At 61.4% G+C, this 14,810-nt stretch carries 12 protein-coding genes; 3 read left to right on the top strand and 9 right to left on the bottom strand.

The window, feature by feature from the left end:
- Window positions 1–279 precede the first annotated feature (279 nt).
- Both JF545_RS04835 and JF545_RS04840 read left to right on the top strand, forming a co-directional pair.
- The gene (locus JF545_RS04835) at window positions 280–1,038 is read left to right on the top strand and encodes an outer membrane protein OmpK (RefSeq protein WP_206939812.1); all 759 of its coding nucleotides are present in this window, start codon (window positions 280–282) and stop codon (window positions 1,036–1,038) included.
- 87 nt (window positions 1,039–1,125) lie between these two features.
- Window positions 1,126–2,004: a DMT family transporter gene (locus tag JF545_RS04840; RefSeq protein WP_206939813.1), complete on the top strand. Its 879-nt coding sequence runs from the start codon at window positions 1,126–1,128 to the stop codon at window positions 2,002–2,004.
- Here JF545_RS04840 and JF545_RS04845 read toward each other — a convergent pair.
- From JF545_RS04845 to gcl, 9 genes are all read right to left on the bottom strand, one after another.
- A complete protein-coding gene (locus tag JF545_RS04845) occupies window positions 2,001–2,513 on the bottom strand; it encodes a DUF192 domain-containing protein (RefSeq protein ID WP_206939814.1) in 513 nt (170 codons plus the stop codon). The genes JF545_RS04840 and JF545_RS04845 overlap by 4 nt on opposite strands.
- Before the next feature lie 12 nt (window positions 2,514–2,525).
- A complete protein-coding gene (locus JF545_RS04850) occupies window positions 2,526–3,683 on the bottom strand; it encodes an ABC transporter ATP-binding protein (RefSeq protein ID WP_206939815.1) in 1,158 nt (385 codons plus the stop codon).
- Window positions 3,680–4,351, bottom strand: coding sequence for a molybdate ABC transporter permease subunit (gene modB / locus JF545_RS04855; protein WP_206939821.1), 672 nt, complete (start codon window positions 4,349–4,351; stop codon window positions 3,680–3,682). The genes JF545_RS04850 and modB overlap by 4 nt, the downstream gene beginning before the upstream one ends.
- A 6-nt stretch (window positions 4,352–4,357) precedes the next feature.
- Window positions 4,358–5,164: a molybdate ABC transporter substrate-binding protein gene (gene modA / locus JF545_RS04860; protein ID WP_206939827.1), complete on the bottom strand. Its 807-nt coding sequence runs from the start codon at window positions 5,162–5,164 to the stop codon at window positions 4,358–4,360.
- A 40-nt stretch (window positions 5,165–5,204) separates the two neighbouring features.
- The gene (locus JF545_RS04865; RefSeq protein WP_206939828.1) at window positions 5,205–5,927 is read right to left on the bottom strand and encodes a GntR family transcriptional regulator; all 723 of its coding nucleotides are present in this window, start codon (window positions 5,925–5,927) and stop codon (window positions 5,205–5,207) included.
- Window positions 5,928–6,106: 179 nt separating this feature from the next.
- On the bottom strand, window positions 6,107–7,582 hold the full coding sequence (gene pyk, locus JF545_RS04870) for a pyruvate kinase (protein ID WP_206939830.1): 1,476 nt from the start codon (window positions 7,580–7,582) through the stop codon (window positions 6,107–6,109).
- 842 nt (window positions 7,583–8,424) lie between these two features.
- Entirely contained in the window at window positions 8,425–9,348 is a 924-nt protein-coding gene (locus JF545_RS04875) for a 2-hydroxy-3-oxopropionate reductase (RefSeq protein WP_308126718.1), read from the bottom strand.
- Window positions 9,349–9,408: 60 nt separating this feature from the next.
- On the bottom strand, window positions 9,409–10,191 hold the full coding sequence (gene hyi, locus JF545_RS04880; RefSeq protein ID WP_206939834.1) for a hydroxypyruvate isomerase: 783 nt from the start codon (window positions 10,189–10,191) through the stop codon (window positions 9,409–9,411).
- Window positions 10,192–10,296: 105 nt separating this feature from the next.
- Window positions 10,297–12,072, bottom strand: a complete 1,776-nt coding sequence (gene gcl / locus JF545_RS04885; RefSeq protein ID WP_206939836.1) for a glyoxylate carboligase — start codon at window positions 12,070–12,072, stop codon at window positions 10,297–10,299.
- A 648-nt stretch (window positions 12,073–12,720) separates the two neighbouring features.
- Here gcl and JF545_RS04895 point away from each other — a divergent pair.
- Window positions 12,721–14,778, top strand: a complete 2,058-nt coding sequence (locus JF545_RS04895) for an EAL domain-containing protein (RefSeq protein ID WP_206939837.1) — start codon at window positions 12,721–12,723, stop codon at window positions 14,776–14,778.
- The last annotated feature ends 32 nt before the right edge of the window (window positions 14,779–14,810 follow it).

The following is a 14,810-nucleotide window of genomic DNA, read 5'->3' on the forward strand; positions in this document are numbered from 1 at the left end:
ATGGAGATAGGCGAACAACATGGGTCCTGACCGCTGTTCAATATGCCTGCAAACCATAATCCACCACAAGAGGAAAGCCTTCGGTCTCGCACCGGCATGAGCGGAAACGGAGAGGCAGCCACCTCCTTCACCCACCTCGAACATGCACACATCTTCCTGCCAAAAATGTATACAAACTCATTGACCTGTCGCTGGCCATCGGAAAAGCTGATCTAGGTGTTTACGGAAATATTTTCCATTAGATGCATGACGACAACCACAATGACAACGAGGACTCTCATGCGACAGCTGCCCTATTGCCTTGCCGCCTTGACGGCAACCGCGCTGAGCCTTCCGGCCCAGGCCGCTCTCTATAGCACGACCAAGGTCGAAGCCCTCTATGGCTGGGACTATGAGGACCAGGCCGATGCCGGCTTCGGTATCGACAACCGCCGCCACGGTATCCTGACGATCGCCAATGCGAGCGGCTGGACCTATGCCGACAGCTTCTTCTTCGCCGACTTCACCAACTACGACCGGGGCACCGAGGAAGAACAGGACTACGGCAGCACCCATGCGGAATTCAACGTGAGGGGAAACATCGGCAAGGTGCTCGGACAGGATCTGTCCTTCGGCCCAGTGAGCAACGTTTACCTGAACGGCCAGATCGACCTGGACCGCAACTCCGCCACCCGCAAGACCACTCATATGGTGGGGCTTGGCGTGGATCTCGACGTGCCGGGCTTTCGCTTCTTCAAGGTACAGGCCATGTATCGCGACGATGACAGCGACAAGGCCGACGGCAGCTCGGAGCAGCTGACGCTGGCCTGGAACCGACCATTTCAGCTGTGGCACGAGAACTTCAGCTTCGAAGGGTTCATAGACATCACCTCCGAGGAAGGTGACCTGGAGTCCCAGGTGCTGGCACAGCCTCAGCTGGTCTGGCACGCCACCGAGCATGTCGGCCTGGGTCTCGAATACCAATACTGGCACAACAAGTTCGGCCTGAAGGACACCGACGAATCCCTGCCGCAGGCACTGGTACGCTGGACCTTCTAGCCACCTGCTGGTCTTCTTCGGCGTAGCCCCCCTTCGGCCGGACGGGGGGCTCTGCTATCCTGCTGGCTTTGCCAACAAGGATTTCCAGTGCCTCTACGTGACCTTCTTCTCGGGCTCTGCGTCATCGTCATCTGGGCGTTGAACATCATCGTCATCAAGCTTGGAGTCACCGACATGCCTCCTCTGCTGCTGACCACCCTGAGACTGGCACTGGTCGCCGCCCTGCTGGTGCCCTTTCATCCGGTGTCACGACACCAATTGCCCTTCCTGCTGCTACTGTCCGTCACTTTCGGGGTCATGAACTTTGCCCTGCTGATCATTGGCCTGTCCCAAGCGGAGGCCGGTACCGGCGCCCTGCTGGTACAGATGGGCACGCCCTTCGCCACGCTACTGGCCGTGATCTTCCTGAAAGAACGACTGGGCATCAAACGTCTGGTGGGTCTGCTGCTGTCCTTCGGCGGGATTGCGGTATTGGCGGGCGGCCCTAGCCTGCCCGCGCCGCTGCCAACAGCATTGCTGTTGCTCAGCGCACTGGGCTGGGCCGTCTCGCAGCTGCTGATCAAGCTGGGGCCTTCGGTGTCGCCCATGGCGATGGCTGGCTGGATTGCCCTGTTTGCCACTCCCCAGCTGGCCTTGGCCTCCTGGTGGTTCGAGGACCATCACCTGCAGGCGATGCTGGACGCCGGGGTCAAGGGATGGGGCGCGGTGCTCTACACCGCGTTGATGTCATCCATCCTGGCATACGGCATCTGGTTTGGGCTGGTCAGACGTCACGCCGTCAACCGCGTGGTACCACTGACCTTGCTGGTACCGGTGCTGGCGGTGGTGCTGGGCATCCTGCTGCTGGACGATAGCGTCGACCCCTTCAAGCTAGGCGGCGGCGGTATGGTCGTGGCCGGTGTCGCCCTGATCGTCATCCGCTTCACACCGCGCCGCGAGGCGGACAGCCGCACGTCAACCACCTAGCCCTGGCAGGTTCCCTCACTCCCCGGCCAGCTGACGCAGTCGCCGGGGCCAACGCCCAGGGCATCAAAGGTGCCAGCCCGAACTTCCAGCGCCGCATGATATCGCTCGGCGGGACGCGTGGTCGGGCAACCCGAGGCGCTTCCCTCGCAGGGGTCCATGCGACGCACTTCCTGAATGCGGCCATCGGCACCAATGAAGGCAATATCCAACGGCAGCAGGGTTTGATACATCCAGAAGCCGTTGTGCACGCCCTGGGGGCTCTGGTAGAGGAACAGCATGCCGGCATCGTCTGCCAGCTGCTCCCGGCCCATCAAGCCCTGATTGCGCTCCTTTGCATCGTCAGCCACTTCTACCGTGAATCGGGTCGGGCCCTGGGCCCCATGGATCACCAGGGTCACCGTCTCCAGACCTGGCGCATTGGCAAGAGCCTGTGACAGCAACCCGGTGGAGGACAGGGCCACCGGCGTCAACGCCAGCGACGCCAGGAAACGACGGCGGGAAAGAGTCATGCAGGCCTCCAATCAAGGGCTATCGTCATCACGTGAGGATGGCAGCATATCTGCTTGCATGACATGGATACCAGCGGCAAGCAGCGACACCCTGACCCAGCCGCCCTTCACCAGACCATTGCGGCGCGCCGCATGGGTCGCGATGTCGAAGCGCAATGGCTGCGGTTCATGAGGGACCCTGAGGGTGACCGAGCTCTGCCCTCCCAACACCAGCAGCTCGTCGACCCGGGCTGTCACCAGGTTTTCGCGAATGCCGCGGGAGGGACGATCACTTCGTTGCAGCACAATATCAGATGCCGGCAGATACCAGGTCAGGTGACTGCCCACCGGATAGGCGTCCAGCCCCTGAGCCACTTCAAGACACCACTCACCCCAGCTGAGCCTGAGCCCTTGGGAGGTCGCCACCACGCGCCCCGAAAACACATTGGGGCGATCGAGCAGCCTGGCTACGGCTGGGCTGGCTGGCCGCCGAAACAGTGCTTCAGGCGCCCCCTGCTGCAAGGAGCGTCCCGCATGGAGGACACACAGGCGATCCGCCAGCGCGCTGGCTTCATTGAGATCATGGGTGACCAGCACGATAGGAATGCTGAGCCGCTCGCGCAGTTGCACCAGCTCGCGCTGCAAGCGCCGACGAGTGACCTGATCGACCGCCGAAAACGGCTCATCGAGCAGCAGCACCTTGGGCTCCCGAGCCAAGGCCCTGGCCAGCGCCACACGCTGGCGTTGGCCGCCGGACAGCTGCCGCGGCAAACGCCGCTCCAACCCCTCGAGATTGACCCTTTCCAGCCAGTCAGCGGCTCGACGTCGGCGCTCGCTGCGTGGCAGGTGCCCCATGGCGGTGGCAATGTTGTCCGCTGCATCAAGGTGAGGAAACAGGGCATAGTCCTGAAACACCATCCCCACTCGCCGTTGCTGGGGCGACCAGTCATGACCTTGATCCGCGGCGTACCATGTCTCCTGCCCGCAGCTGACCCTGCCACGGGCGGGAGCGTAGAGTCCGGCGATGGCTCTGAGCAGGGTCGATTTGCCGCTGCCCGAGGGACCTACCAGGGCCAGTAGCTCGCCCGGCCGGCAGTAGAATTCGGCATCCAGCGGAATCGGTCCGGGCTGGGACAGCTTGACCACCAGTCCTTCCCCTTGCTGGCCCGCCGGACGCTCAGCCAACGTCATCGCTCAGCCTGCCAGCGATGACGCGCAGACAGCCCATAGACCACTGCGATGGTAATGAACGAGATCGCCAACAGCAGCGCGGACATCCAGCCTGCGGCGGACTCATCGAAAGCCTGCACATGATCGTAGATAGAAATAGCCAAGGTACGCGTTTCCCCGTCGATCGCCCCACCCACCATCAGGATGACCCCGAATTCACCGAGAGTATGTGCAAAGGTCAGCGCCAGGGCCGACACCACCCCCGGCATCACCAGCGGCAGCTCGATGGACAGGAAGGTACGCCATGGCGATAGACCGCTGCACCAGGCGGCCTCCCTCAGATGATCCGGTAGCGCTTCGAAGGCGCGCTGGATGGGCTGCACGGCAAACGGAATATTGACGATCAGCGAGGCAAGCAGAATACCGCTGAAGGAGAAGTTCAAGCTGGTCCCGGTCAACCTCTGCCAAATGCCGCCCAGGGGAGCATCAGCACTGAAGGCCAGCATGAGATAGAACCCCATCACGGTAGGAGGCATGACCAGCGGCAACGCGACCAGTGACTCTGGCAGTACTTTCCAGCGAGTGCGGCTCTGCGCCAGGCGCCGCCCCAGCCAGAGCGCTGGAAGCAACAGCCCCGCACTGGTCAGCACGGCCAACTTGAGGGAAACGATCAGCGCCGGTGCATCCATGGGCCATCACCTACCATCAGCCGGTGAGCCGAACCCCTCGGCTTCAAGCACGGAGATGGCCTCAGCACTTTGCAGGAACTGATAGAACGCGGTAGCACCCGGCCCCGCTTCCTTGAGCAGCACCATGCGCTGCACGATGGGAGCGTGCCAGGAGGCGGGTATCAAGCGCCAACTGGCACGCTTGGCCAGTGCCGGCGCCTTGACCAGAGAGTAGGCGGCGAAGCCTCCTTGAGCCTCCGCCGAGAGCGCGAACTGGGCGGCCTGGGCGACGTTTTCTCCCATCAGTCGCAGCGGCTCGCTGGCGTCCCACAACCCCTCGCGAGTGAGTACCTGCTGTGCAGCCATGCCGTAGGGAGCATGGCGCGGATTGGCCATCGCAATACGCCGTACAGCGTCACCGCGTTCGCGCGCCTCGATGGCCTGGCGCACCCCCGCCAACGGCGCCTGTTCAGACGGCAGCGGGTGATCGGCGCGCTGCAGCCAGACCAGACGCCCATGGGCATACACCTGGCCTGGCTGCTCGGCGAACCCAGACTGCTCCAGCTCCAGCGCCCGGCGTTCGTCAGCCGACAGAAATAGTGAGAAGGGAGCCCCCTGCTCGATCTGGCGCTTGAGATTCCCGGAGGCGCCGTAGGTCACCACGACCTGCACAGGCTCTGCGGGATCGGCATCCGCCCTCTCGGCAAACCTCTCCACCAGTCGCGGCATGACGAATTGCAGAGATGACGCCGCAGCGACATTGACCCGCTCCGCCAGCGCAGGAGGGGCGAAGGCGCAGAGCAGCAAGGACAAGGCGGTCAGGATAGCGCGCATGGTGCAGAAGACTCACGTGGCAGTAGGGTCAAGCGATGACTCAGGCATCCCCGGCAAGTATCGACCTGAGATCGATGCGGCTGTCTCTCGGGCCGAGATCCAGCAACGACTGAAGGCTATCCAGGTGGAGCTCGACATCGCGGCGGCAGGCCTCGCCATCGCCCTCACGCAGATGGCTCAGCAGCCGCGTGTGATCGCCCTCCAGGTAGCAGCTGCCGACGCCCTGCCGCTTGTACAGGGCAATGACGATCGATGTCCGCAGGATCAGATCTGTCAGCATCGCCCCCAGTACCCGATTGGGAGAATGCTCCGCCAGCAGGTGATGAATCGCCAAGGAATGTTCGATCCGCGTCGGTTCGTCACTGGCAAGAAACGCCTCCCGCTCCCGGTCGATACGGTCCTCAAGCTGGACCAGCGCCGGAGCCTCCAGTGTGCCGGCGGTCAGCGCAGCCACCTCACCCTCGACCAATCGGCGCGCCGCAAAGGTCTGCCGCGTCTCGTCCACATCCGGCGCTCTGACTCGGGCCACTTGGTTGGGGCGCTGATCTACCACGTGTTCTGAGGCCAACCGCGTCAACGCCTTGCGCACCACCGAACGACTGACACCAAATACGTCGCCCAATGTCACCTCAGGCAGGCGGGTCCCCGGAGGCAGCCGTTGGGTCAACACCGCTCGGCGCACCTGGCGCACGATATCGCCATCACTGATCCGTCCACCGGACTTGATCTCGGCCATCACCTCTTGCTGCCAGGCGTTGCTCATTGCTGCCTACCCATTATCGCGGAAAGCTTGACCTTCTCATGTTTTCCCCTATTGCACCACAGAAGAGGCATGTCATGTATACACCGGAAGAGGCAGATCAGACGACAGCGCCCGGTCCATACGGACCGGGCGCCATCCTGACTCGACAATGATCTCGAGTATTACCTAGCAAGCGGCCATCAGCTGCTGACATGCCCCTCGTTGACGTCGAGAATCTTGAGGGTGTTGGTGCCACCATGAGCATTCATGTGGTCGCCGCGGGTCAGGATGACGTGGTCGCCAGGAGCCGCCACGCCATGCTTGACCAGCCGCTCGAGGGCTCGATCATTGAGCTCCGCTGCGGTCATGTCACTGGTATCGAAGGGCAGTGAAATGACGCCGCGATACAGCGCCATACGACGCTGGGCGATCGGGTTGTGCGCCAGACCGACGATGGGCAGACCTGAACGAATGCGCGAGGCGATCAACGGCGTGTAGCCGGTGGACGTCATGCAGGCAATCGCCGCCACTCCGGACAAGTGGTTGGCCGCATACATGGCAGACAGGGCGATGGTTTCATCGATCCGCTCGAAGCCTTCATGGATGCGGTGGCCGGATTCCTGAGCGATGCGCTCACGTTCAGCACCAAGACAGACACGGTGCATGGCCTCGATCGTCTCGACCGGATAGTCCCCTGCCGCCGTTTCGGCGGAGAGCATGACCGCATCGGTGGCATCCAGCACCGCGTTGGCCACGTCGAAGACCTCTGCGCGCGTCGGCAACGGCGACTCGATCATCGACTCCATCATCTGTGTCGCAGTGATCACGGCGCGGTTATGGCTACGCGCATGCTTGATGATGCGCTTCTGGGTGCCGATCAGCTTTTCGTCACCGATTTCCACCCCAAGGTCACCACGGGCCACCATGACCGCCTCGCTGGCCTCGATAATGCCGTCCAGGGTCTCGTCATTCGCCACCGCCTCGGCACGCTCAAGCTTGGCGACCAGCCCGATCTCGGCGCCGGCGTCACCCAACAGGCGACGCGCCTCGAGCATGTCCTCTGCGGTCCGTGGGAACGACACGGCCAGGTAATCCACGCCGATATCGATGGCCGTCTTGAGGTCCTGCTTGTCCTTGTCAGTAAGCGCCGGCGCCGACAGCCCGCCGCCCTGCTTGTTGATTCCCTTGTTGTTGGACAATTTGCCGCCCACGACAACCTGGGTGTGGATCTGGCTACCCTCGACACGCTGAACATCCAGCACGACGCGGCCATCGTCCAGTAGCAGGCGATCACCCGAAGCAACGTCCTCAGCCAGCTCCTTGTAATCGCAGCCAACCCGGGCAGCGTCGCCGGACTGAGCATCCAGCGCCACATCGATCACGAAGCTCGCACCCTCTTCCAGGGTGACGGCACCATCGGCGAAACGGGCGATGCGAATCTTGGGCCCCTGCAGATCGCCCAGTGCCGCGACACTGCGCCCAAGCTTATCGGCAATCGCTCTGACTTCCGTCAGTCGACGGCGGTGATCGTCGGCGCTGCCATGGGAAAAGTTGAGGCGAACCACGTCGACACCCGCTCGCAGCATCTCTTCCAGGACCCCCTCACGATCACTGGCGGGCCCGAGGGTGGCAACGATCTTGGTACGACGTACGGGGGTATGCGGGAATTGGCTCATGCTGTCCTCGACGGGTTCGAAAATGACGCAAGCAGGTCGGGCGGATCATCACAGAACGTGACGCGCGACCGAGTTCTGTAATTTTACTACAAGGAATATGTCAAAGCGACTACCGCCGCTGATAGGCCACTCCATCTCGTCAACCCTTTGTTGAAAATCAACAAATACTGACGACGGCCAGATCAAAAGGGGAGTGCAACGGCTCAGCGTCTGGGCTACCCCCTCTGGCAAAGGCACCATCCTGTAATTTAACTACAGATAAACCACCGACCAACGGCAAACCATCCATGTGCATGCCCTGTCAGAAGGCGTGTTCACGACAGTCTAACTAGCTCTGCGCGAGAGTCTCAAATCACGAAGGGGGCCCAGCCATTCACCTGGGGCTCTTCTGTAGGGCGATTCTATACAGCCAGGCATCGGTGGCTCCTCTATACAGCCAGGCATCGGTGGCTCCTCTATATCGCCAGGCCTCACACGTTCAGCTCTGGCATCCTCAGGCTGCCTGGAGTGAAGCGAGCCGGCAAGCCCCTCTGAATAGGCACTCAGGAGCACCAAAAAGGCCCACCGACAGGCACACAATGGAGGGGGACCCCGTCGGCGAGCAAGGGTCGCAGACGCGACCCAGCAGGCAATAGCGGTGCACGACTTGCCAGGAATGCGGTAGAACTCTCCAGGAGGTCCATGGATGCTGTAGAGATGTCCAGGTGCTTCCCCGGCAACGTCTTGAGTCAGCGTGGCGCTGCCCCAGGACGTATCGACAACGCCATCACCTGCTTGGCAGGGAGCAGTCACGCCCCTGTCATTTCCAAGCGTCAGCCGTGATACCACGGCCTCGGCTGACGCTATTGGCCAATGTCGTGACTCGCCAATGCCTCCAGGGCACGCACGATGCCAGCATGGTCCCACTCCGATCCGCCCAGCGCAGCACAGGATTGAAACAGCTGGGCGGCATTGGCGGTTCCTGGCAGGGCCAGGTTGAGGCCTCTGGCTCCTTCCAAGGCCAGGTTCAGATCTTTCTGATGCAAGCGGATGCGGAAACCGGGGTCAAATGTCCGGTCGATCATCCGCTGCCCATGCACGTCGAGAATCTTCGATTGCGCCAATCCGCCCAGCAGTGCTTCCCGCACCTTGCTGACGTCGGCACCTGCCTTGGAGGCGAACAACAGCCCTTCGGACACCGCCTCGATCGTCAGTGCCACCACGATCTGGTTGGCGACCTTGCAGGTCTGCCCAGCCCCGTGGCCGCCAATCCGCGTAATGGTCTTGCCCATAATCTCAAGTAGCGGCAGGGCTCTCTCGAAGCCCTCCTGGGTCGCCCCCACCATGATGGTCAGGGCGGCATTGATGGCACCTCCCTCGCCCCCGGACACCGGGGCATCGACGTACTCGCCGCCGGCCTCATGAATCCTGCGGGCAAATTCCTGGGTAGCCAGAGGGGCAATCGAACTCATGTCGATGACCAGCGTGCCTGGCTTGAGCCCGTGTACCACGCCCTGCTCCCCGAACAGCACCTCCTCGACGTCCGGGGTATCGGGCACCATGGTGATGATGACGTCACTGACCTGGGCCACGGCGTCAGGACTGTCGAGCTCCTGCATGCCCTTCTCGGCCAAGGCGGCAGCAAGCGTACCCCGCTTGACCGTGGTCAGTTCGTGTCCCGCGTCCAGCAGGTGCCCTGCCATGGGGCGTCCCATGATCCCCAACCCGATAAAACCGATCTTGCTCATTGTTATGCTCCTCGTGGTGCCTTGTAACTCTGTGGCGATCGCGACATCCGGCAACGTCGATGCTGCATGTCGCAATGCTGTGCTGACTGACGCGACGCCCTACTGGGCTCTGACGCTATCGAGCCAGCCAAGCCCCTCCTGGGTCGTAGTGGCTGGCTTGTACTCGCATCCGATCCAGCCGCGATAGCCGATGCGATCAAGGTGCTGGAACAGGAAGGGATAGTGGATTTCTCCTGTGCCCGGCTCGTGGCGCCCCGGATTGTCCGCCAGCTGCACGTGGGCAATACGTGACAGGTGACGCTCCATGGTCGGTGCCAGGTCCCCTTCCATGATCTGCATGTGGTAGATGTCGTACTGCAGCTTCAAGTTGTCGCTGGCGACTTCGTCGAACAGCGCCAACGCCTGCTCCGTGTGATGCAGGAAGAAGCCTGGAATATCGCGAGTATTGATAGGCTCGGCCAGCAGCAGAATGCCGGCTGTCTCGAGCCTGCCCGCGGCATAACGCAGATTGTCGACCAGGGTCCGCTGTGCCTGCGCCTGACTGACGCCCTCTGGCACGATGCCCGCCAGGCAGTTGACCTGGCGGCAGCCCAGGGCCGTCGCGTACTCAATCGCGGTGTCGACGCCGGCGCGAAACTCCTCGATGCGCTCCGGATGACAGGCAATCCCGCGCTCCCCCGCCTCCCAGTCGCCGGCCGGAAGGTTATGCAGCACCTGCACCAGGCCATGGGCCTGCAGTCGCTGCTTGATCTCCGCGGCGGAGTAGTCATAGGGGAAGAGGTACTCGACCCCTTGAAAACCCGCCTTCGCGGCTGCCTCGAATCGATCGAGGAAAGGCAACTCGGTAAACAGCATGCTCAGGTTGGCGGCAAACTTGGCCATGTGGTGCTCCTCTTGAACGTCAAGATGTTCTTTTGTGACCCGCGCCCAGCCAACAACTGGCGTGACGCGGCGTCGACACGTGGTTTCCGGTCAAGTGAAGGCGTGTCACGTCAAGGCAGCGATCGAGCTTGGCGCATCCTCGAGGTTCTCGGCCAAGGCTTCGAACTCATTGATGCCGGCAATATCTGTGCCCATCGCTATATTCGTGACGCGCTCAAGGATGATCTCGACAACGACCGGCACGCGGTGCTCCCGGGCCAGTTGGCGGGCGCGCTCCAGGGCTGGCCCGATCTCGTCAGGCGTGGTGACCCGCAGCGCCTTGCAGCCCAGCCCTTCCACCACGGTCACGTGGTCGACGCCGTATCCGTTGATCTCTTCGCAGTTGATGTTCTCGAACGACAGCTGGACGCAGTAGTCCATGTCAAAGCCGCGCTGAGCCTGGCGAATCAATCCCAGATAGGCGTTGTTCACCAGAACATGTACATAGGGCAGGTGGAACTGGGCACCTACTGCCAGCTCCTCGATCATGAACTGGAAATCATAGTCACCGGACAGCGCGACCACCTCGGCGTCAGGATCTGCCCGGCATACGCCCAAGGCTGCTGGAATCGTCCAGCCCAACGGACCTGCCTGACCGCAGTTGATCCAGTGACGAGGCTTGTAGACGTGCAAGAATTGAGCGCCAGCAATCTGCGACAGTCCGATGGTAGTGACGTACCGCGTGTCACGCCCGAACACCTTGTTCATTTCCTCGTAGACCCGCTGGGGCTTGACCGGCACATCATCGAAATGGGTCTTGCGCAGCATGGTCTGCTTGCGCTGCTGACAGGCCGCCACCCATCTGCTGCGCTCCTTCAGGCGGCCTTCCTTGGCCCAGTCCCGGGCAATCTCGATCATGGTCACGAGGGCCGCCTTGGCGTCGGACACGATGCCGTAGTCAGGGCCAAAGATACGGCCAATCTGAGTGGGCTCGATGTCGATATGGACGAAGGTTCGTCCCTCGGTGTAGGTCTCGAGATTACCGGTATGCCGGTTGGCCCAGCGATTGCCGAACCCCATGACAAAGTCCGACTCGAGCAGGGTCGCATTGCCATAACGGTGGGAGGTTTGCAGCCCCACCATGCCCGCCATCAAGGGATGATCGTCTGGCAGCACTCCCCACCCCATCAGGGTCGGAATGACCGGAATACCCAGCAATTCGGCCAAGGTCTGCAGCTCGCTAGCGGCATCAGCATTGATGACACCTCCCCCGGCCACCAACAGGGGGCGCTCGGCAGCATTGAGCATCTCCAGCGCCTTTTCACACTGGACACGACTGGCCCTCGGCTTGTAGGCCGGCAGGGGTTCATAGGTGTCAGGATCAAATTCGATCTCGGTGAGCTGCACATCGATCGGCAGATCGATCAGGACCGGCCCTGGGCGTGACGAACGCATCAACTGGAATGCCTGCTGGAACGCCCGCGGTACCTGGGCCGCCTCCCGAACCGTGACAGCCCACTTGGTGACGGGACCGGCAATGGCCTGGATATCTACCGCCTGAAAATCCTCTTTATGCAGCTTGGCGACAGGTGCCTGACCCGTGATGCAAAGAATGGGGATCGAGTCGGCAGACGCCGAATACAGCCCGGTGATCATGTCCGTGCCCGCAGGGCCCGACGTGCCGATGCAGACGCCGATATTGCCTGGCTGGGCCCGCGTGTAGCCCTCTGCCATATGCGAGGCACCTTCCACATGCCGTGCCAGCACATGATCGATGCCGCCCACCCGCCGCATCGCGGCGTAAAACGGGTTGATGGCCGCACCAGGAAGACCAAAAGCGACGTCAATTCCTTCCTTGAGCAATACGTGAACAGCAGCATCCGCAGCGGTCATGCGAGTCATGGAACACCTCCAGGCATCAAATTGTATACATTGTTGCGACGCAATAAAGGACAATTCTATTTTTGTGGAATTTCTTTCCATTATGTTTAGCAGGCCGACACCATCGCTGCAAATGTATTTGGAATTATTTTCCAAAAATCTTTCAGGAACGCACAAAACCGTAGAGGGAGTGGCGAGCCGGGACAGAAACATCACGTCATCACGGCCTACATGACCCTCGCGGAGGGAGGGAGGGAGGGAGGGAGAAGAAGGAGAAGAAGGAGAAGAGGGAGAAGAGGGAGAAGAGGGAGAAGAGGGAGAAGAGGGAGAAGAGGGAGAAGAGGGAGAAGAGGGAGAAGAGGGAGAAGAGGGAGAAGAGGGAGAAGAGGGAGAAGAGGGAGAACACGGAACGCATAGAGCAGTGTGCAATTGCAACCAGAGCCTGCTCGTAACAGCACATATGTGTAGAGCTGACGTCGCTATACTGACAGAAACTATGCAGGCTACTCCGGCCGCTGACGGAACATCAGGGACCCTCTGGGCCTGGGACAGACGCTGGCCTGCCCGAGTCATCACGCCGCTGCGGTCCAGACCAGACACGCTGCTCACCGTCGCTGGCGGTCTGGGCCAATGCATCGCGGCATGACCCACGGAGGCAGTTCCCGGACGATGCCCGACCTCCGCGACCTTGATGAGCGTTTTTCCAGCCTGGCAGCCCACCGGACGCTGCTGGCGATTCGCAATGCCTACCTGTCGATACTGCCTTATGTGATTGTCATGGCCGCGCTGACCGTCGCGGCCAACCTCTTCCATTTTGCCGGTATCGATTCCGGGATGGCCTATTACATCAGCCATCTGGCGCGCTATCTGGGAGAGCTGTTTCCCGAGGTCATCCTGCTGTCCCTGAGCTGGTCGCTCAACAGTCATCATCGGGTACGCGCCCCAGCCGTCATGCTGGTCTCCCTGCCGGTGTTCTGGATCCTTTGCGGTTGGGACCAACTGGGTACCGAGGCCGGTCCACAAAGCCGCAGTCTGGGCGCGACCATCGCCATCTATCCGACCCTGCTGTTGACGCACGTCATGTTCAAGCTATTTGGCCGGGACGGCAGTGACTCGAGCGCAGGCAAGGTCGTCATGAGTCAACTGATCACCTTCAACCTGCGCTATGTGTTGCCAGGTGTGCTGTGCGTACTACTGGCGATCCTTCTACGCCTTGCCTTCGTCACCCTCTCCGACCGCTTCGCCCCTGGCATTCATGCTGCACTCGTCGACCGCATTCCCTATGGGGTCGAGGTCATCCTGTTCGTGATGTTCCTGCAGGTGCTATCGCTGTTTGCGATCCATGGCTATGCCACCATGCTCGGCGTCTATGAGTACCTGCATCACAAGAGCGCGCTGCTCGGCCTGCCGTCTCCAGAGTTCTTCACCTTGTACGCCACCCCGGGCGGGGCAGGCTCGGTGTTCTGCCTCATGCTGGTCATGCTGGTGGTCAGTTCACGCCGGGAGTACAAGGCGCTGGCGCGAATATCGGCGCCGCTGACCCTGTTCAACATCAGCGAGACGCTGGTGTTCGGCATCCCCCTGGTGTTCAACCTGCGCATGGCGTGGGCGTTCATCGCCGTGCCCACCGTCAATGCCGTCATCGCTTACACCGCCATGGCAGCAGGCTGGGTGGAGCCACACCCCAATAGCGTCCACTGGGCGGTGCCTTACCTGATCTCCAGCTACCTGGCCTTCGATGGCTTGTACCTGCCGTCCATTCTCTTGCAACTGACCTGCATCGGCTGTGGCGTCGCCATCTATACGGTGGCATGGCGACGCTACGTGTATCGAGAGCACTCAAGTCAGGATGACTATCCCGTCTTTCCCTCGCGCAAGGCCAGTGACTCTGCCTTCGGCGACGACGCGCTGGATATCGTGCTGATGGAAGAAAATGTCAGCCGTTGGAGCCGCGTCAAGCAGGCCGACCGCACCTTGAAGTGGCTGAGCGAGGGAGAACTGGAGCTGGTCTTTCAACCTGTCGTTGACGCCTCAACGTCCCGCATCCGTCATGTCGAGGCGCTATTGCGTTACCGTGATGCCCAGGGAAGACTCCACGCCCCGCTGTTTCTCGACGTGCTACGCCATCATCCCGGCGTGATGGAGGGCATAGAGTGCTGGGTGATTCGCGAAGCCTGCCAGCATGCGCTGCGATGGCACGAACAACGGGTCAACAAGCGGCTGTTCATCAATGTGACGCCGCTGTTCTTTACCAGCGACAACGTCCGGCGCTGCTTCTATACGGCGCTCAACGAGGTCCCCGTCAATGCTCTGGGTATCGAAATCACGGAGCAGTCGCTACTGACGGACCTGCCCCAGACACTGTCCGATATCCACCTGTTTCAATCCATGGACGTGCAGTTCGCCCTGGACGACTTCGGCAGCGGTTACTCATCGTTCAACTATCTGAGTCAACTGACGGTCGATTTCGTCAAACTGGACAAGACCCTGATCGAGCACATCCATCATCCGCGCCAGGCCAGCATCGTGACGTCCATTTACCAGCTGTGCCAGACCCTCCGCCTCCAGGTCATCTGCGAAGGCGTGGACGATCAGCGCAAGCAGGCCTTTCTGGCGACATTAGGTGTCCCGCTGGTGCAGGGGTTTCTGCTGTACCGACCGATGGAAGCCGCCGCCATGGAGGCATTACTGCGGGAGGAGCATCACCGCGAAGGTCCGACAAGCTAGCCTTCGCGGCAACACCAGGACCCGACAACGAA

It is taken from the genome of Halomonas litopenaei, assembly GCF_017303055.1.
GTDB classification, from domain to species: Bacteria; Pseudomonadota; Gammaproteobacteria; order Pseudomonadales; family Halomonadaceae; genus Halomonas; species Halomonas litopenaei_A.

Bases quoted from the DNA above. Each gene is read 5' to 3' on its own strand.
- JF545_RS04835 (WP_206939812.1), top strand. From the start codon at position 280: ATGCGACAGCTGCCCTATTGCCTTGCCGCCTTGACGGCAACCGCGCTG.
- JF545_RS04845 (WP_206939814.1), bottom strand. From the start codon at position 2,513: ATGACTCTTTCCCGCCGTCGTTTCCTGGCGTCGCTGGCGTTGACGCCG.
- JF545_RS04850 (WP_206939815.1), bottom strand. From the start codon at position 3,683: ATGACGTTGGCTGAGCGTCCGGCGGGCCAGCAAGGGGAAGGACTGGTG.
- modB (WP_206939821.1), bottom strand. From the start codon at position 4,351: ATGGATGCACCGGCGCTGATCGTTTCCCTCAAGTTGGCCGTGCTGACC.
- modA (WP_206939827.1), bottom strand. From the start codon at position 5,164: ATGCGCGCTATCCTGACCGCCTTGTCCTTGCTGCTCTGCGCCTTCGCC.
- JF545_RS04865 (WP_206939828.1), bottom strand. From the start codon at position 5,927: ATGAGCAACGCCTGGCAGCAAGAGGTGATGGCCGAGATCAAGTCCGGT.
- pyk (WP_206939830.1), bottom strand. From the start codon at position 7,582: ATGAGCCAATTCCCGCATACCCCCGTACGTCGTACCAAGATCGTTGCC.
- hyi (WP_206939834.1), bottom strand. From the start codon at position 10,191: ATGGCCAAGTTTGCCGCCAACCTGAGCATGCTGTTTACCGAGTTGCCT.
- gcl (WP_206939836.1), bottom strand. From the start codon at position 12,072: ATGACTCGCATGACCGCTGCGGATGCTGCTGTTCACGTATTGCTCAAG.
- JF545_RS04895 (WP_206939837.1), top strand. From the start codon at position 12,721: ATGCCCGACCTCCGCGACCTTGATGAGCGTTTTTCCAGCCTGGCAGCC.